Genomic DNA, 2,943 nt, shown 5'->3' with positions numbered 1-2,943 from the left:
ACCCGGGCGCGGCCCCGCCACCGCGGACGCCGCGGCGGCGCCGGCCCCCGCCGTACCCGCCCGCGGGCCGCGGCCGGGACCCGGCGGCGAACGACCTCGAACGCGGAGTACTGGCACCATGCGCATCCTGCTGATCACCGGCCCCGGCGGGGCCGGCCGGACCGTCGTGGCCGCCGCCACCGCACGCGGGGCGGCACGGACCGGGCTGCGGGTGCTGCTGCTGTCCGGCGACCCCGCGGGCCCTGCGGCCGTCGCGGCCGATCCGGCGGAAGAAGCCCCGGGCGCCGGCGAGGCGGCGCCCGGACTGCGGTCCGTACCCGCGGCCGGCGGGTACCGGGTGGCCCGGGTGGACTCCGGTGAGGAGTTCCGTGCGGAGCTCGTCGCCCTCCAGGAGCGCGGCTCCGCCCTGCTGGGCATGGTCGGCGCCCGGCCGCTCGCGGCCGAGGAGTTCACCGAGCTGCCCGGCGCCGAGCAGTTCGCGCTGCTGCGCGCCCTGCGGCGGGCCGCCGCCGCCCCCGCGACCGACCTCGTCGTCGTCGACATGCCCCCGCTCCACCAGAGTCTGGCCACCCTCGCCCTCCCGGCCCAGCTGCGTCGCTACCTGGCCCGGCTGCTGCCGCCCGAGCGGCAGGCCGCCCGCGCCCTGCGGCCCGTACTGGCGCAGCTGGCGGGCGTGCCCATGCCCGCGCGCCGGCTCTACGAGACCGCCGCCCGGTGGGACGAGGAGCTCGCCGCCGTCCAGGCCGTCATCGAGTCCGACGCCACCGAGGTGCTGCTGGTGGCCGAACCGGGACCGGACGCCGCCGACGCGGTCCGCACGGCGCGGCTCGGCCTCGCCCTCCAGCAGCTGCCCGTCTCCGGCATCGTCGCCAACCGCCTCTTCCCCCAGGGCTCGCCGGACCCCTGGCTCGCCGGGCTCGCCGCCGAGCAGGAGAAGTACGCCGCCGAGTGGGCCGGCGAGCTCCCCGTGAGCCGGCTGGCGCACCTGGGCCGCGCGCCGCGCGGCCCGCAGGACCTGGACCGGCTCGCCGACACCGAGGGCCTGCTCCCCGCCGCCCCCGCGCCCCGCCCGGTCTGGGCCGTCGAGGACCGGCTCGCCGAGGACGGGGTCCTCGTGTGGACGGTGCCCCTGCCCGGCGCCCGCAAGCGCGACCTCGACCTGGTCCGCCGCGGTGACGAACTGCTGCTCACGGCCGGGCCCTGGCGCAGGATCGTCGCGCTGCCCGCCGCGCTGCGCCGCTGCGCCGTCTCCGGCGCCGCCCTGGCCTCCGGCGAGCTCCGGATCCGCTTCACCCCGGATCCGGGCCAGTGGCCCCGTACGCCCCGCGCCGCCGGCTGAGGCCGCGTACCGCCGTTCGGGTACCGTCGAAGGTATCCAGTACCTCCGCCCCGCAGCCGCCGCAGGAGAGTCCGCAATGAGCGAGGCCACCGACCGTCCCACTGACGACGACGCCTGGGCCAGGGCCTGCGCCGAGGACCTCGCCGCGGAGAAGGAGCGCCTGCGCGGGCAGGGGGCCGGCGGCGCCGGGAGCCCCGGGACCGCCGCCGAGGAGCTCTTCAAGCTGTTCGAAGCCGTCGCCGACAAGGTCTCGGCCCTGAACAACCCCCTCCTCGGCGCGGCCGCCCAGGGCGCCGTACGGCAGTTCGTCAACCAGGCGAAGACCGCCGCCAAGCCCGTCGTCGAGCGCAACCCCGAGGTCTTCGACCACCTCGCCGCCGCCGGCTCCGAGCTCCTCGCCGCGTACCGCTCGGCCGTCGAGGGCCACGAGCGCCGCTGGACCCGCGACGAGCCCCCCGCTCCGCGGCGGGAGCAGCCGGCACCCGGAAAGGCCGAGGAGGACCGGGACCCCCGCGACGAAGGCCCCGACGCCGGCCCCGGCGAGCGGATCGATCTCGACTGAACCCGCGCCGCCCTCGGGTACCGTTGGCCGTGGCGGGGTTTGACCGGAAACCGAGGGACTAATGGGACTCACCATCGGCGTCGACATCGGCGGCACGAAGATCGCGGCCGGCGTGGTCGACGAAGAGGGCACCATCCTTGAGACGTACAAGGTGCCCACCCCGCCGACCCCGGACGGGGTGACGGACGCGATCTGCGCCGCTGTGTCCGAGGTCAGCAGCAGCCACACCATCGACGCCGTCGGCATCGGCGCCGCCGGATACGTGGACGACAAGCGCGCGACCGTACTCTTCGCGCCGAACATCAACTGGCGCCACGAGCCGCTCAAGGACAAGGTCGAGCAGCGCATCGGGCTGCCCGTCGTCGTCGAGAACGACGCCAACTGCGCGGCCTGGGGCGAGTACCGCTTCGGCGCCGGCCAGGGCCACGAGGACGTCATCTGCATCACGCTCGGCACCGGCCTGGGCGGAGGCATCATCATCGGCAACAAGCTGCGGCGCGGACGCTACGGCGTCGCCGCCGAGTTCGGCCACATCCGGGTCGTGCCCGACGGCCTGCTCTGCGGCTGCGGCAGCCAGGGCTGCTGGGAGCAGTACGCCTCCGGGCGCGCGCTCGTCCGCTACGCGAAGCAGCGGGCGAACGCCACTCCCGAGAACGCGGGGATCCTGCTCTCGCTCGGCGACGGCACCCCCGAGGGCATCGAGGGCAAGCACATCAGCCAGGCCGCCCGGCAGGGCGACCTCGTGGCCGTCGACTCCTTCCGCGAACTGGCCCGCTGGGCCGGCGCCGGCCTCGCCGACCTGGCCTCGCTGTTCGACCCGTCCGCGTTCATCGTCGGCGGCGGCGTCTCGGACGAGGGGGACCTGGTCCTCGACCCGATCCGCAAGTCCTTCAAGCGCTGGCTGATCGGCGGCGCCTGGCGTCCGCACGCGCAGGTGCTCGCCGCCCAGCTGGGCGGCAAGGCCGGGCTCGTCGGCGCGGCCGACCTGGCACGCCAGGGCTGAGCGCCGTCCGTTTCTCTCCGGCCGCCCGCCGCGCCCCCC

General features: G+C 76.5%; 3 protein-coding genes. All 3 read left to right on the top strand.

Going from position 1 to position 2,943, the window contains the following annotated elements; genetic code table 11:
* The first annotated feature begins 118 nt into the window (after positions 1-118).
* Positions 119-1,339: an ArsA family ATPase gene (locus ACFWUQ_RS31375; RefSeq protein ID WP_384544807.1), complete on the top strand. Its 1,221-nt coding sequence runs from the start codon at positions 119-121 to the stop codon at positions 1,337-1,339.
* A gap of 76 nt (positions 1,340-1,415) precedes the next feature.
* Positions 1,416-1,901 carry a DUF5304 domain-containing protein gene (locus ACFWUQ_RS31370; RefSeq protein ID WP_384544805.1) on the top strand — a complete coding sequence of 162 codons (486 nt, stop codon included), beginning with the start codon at positions 1,416-1,418 and terminating at the stop codon, positions 1,899-1,901.
* A gap of 61 nt (positions 1,902-1,962) precedes the next feature.
* The gene (locus ACFWUQ_RS31365; RefSeq protein WP_384544803.1) at positions 1,963-2,904 is read left to right on the top strand and encodes an ROK family glucokinase; all 942 of its coding nucleotides are present in this window, start codon (positions 1,963-1,965) and stop codon (positions 2,902-2,904) included.
* Positions 2,905-2,943 lie beyond the last annotated feature (39 nt).

It is taken from the genome of Streptomyces sp. NPDC058662 (genome assembly GCF_042716255.1).
Taxonomy (GTDB): domain Bacteria; phylum Actinomycetota; class Actinomycetes; order Streptomycetales; family Streptomycetaceae; genus Streptomyces.
This window is presented reverse-complemented; position numbering and strand designations above follow the sequence as displayed.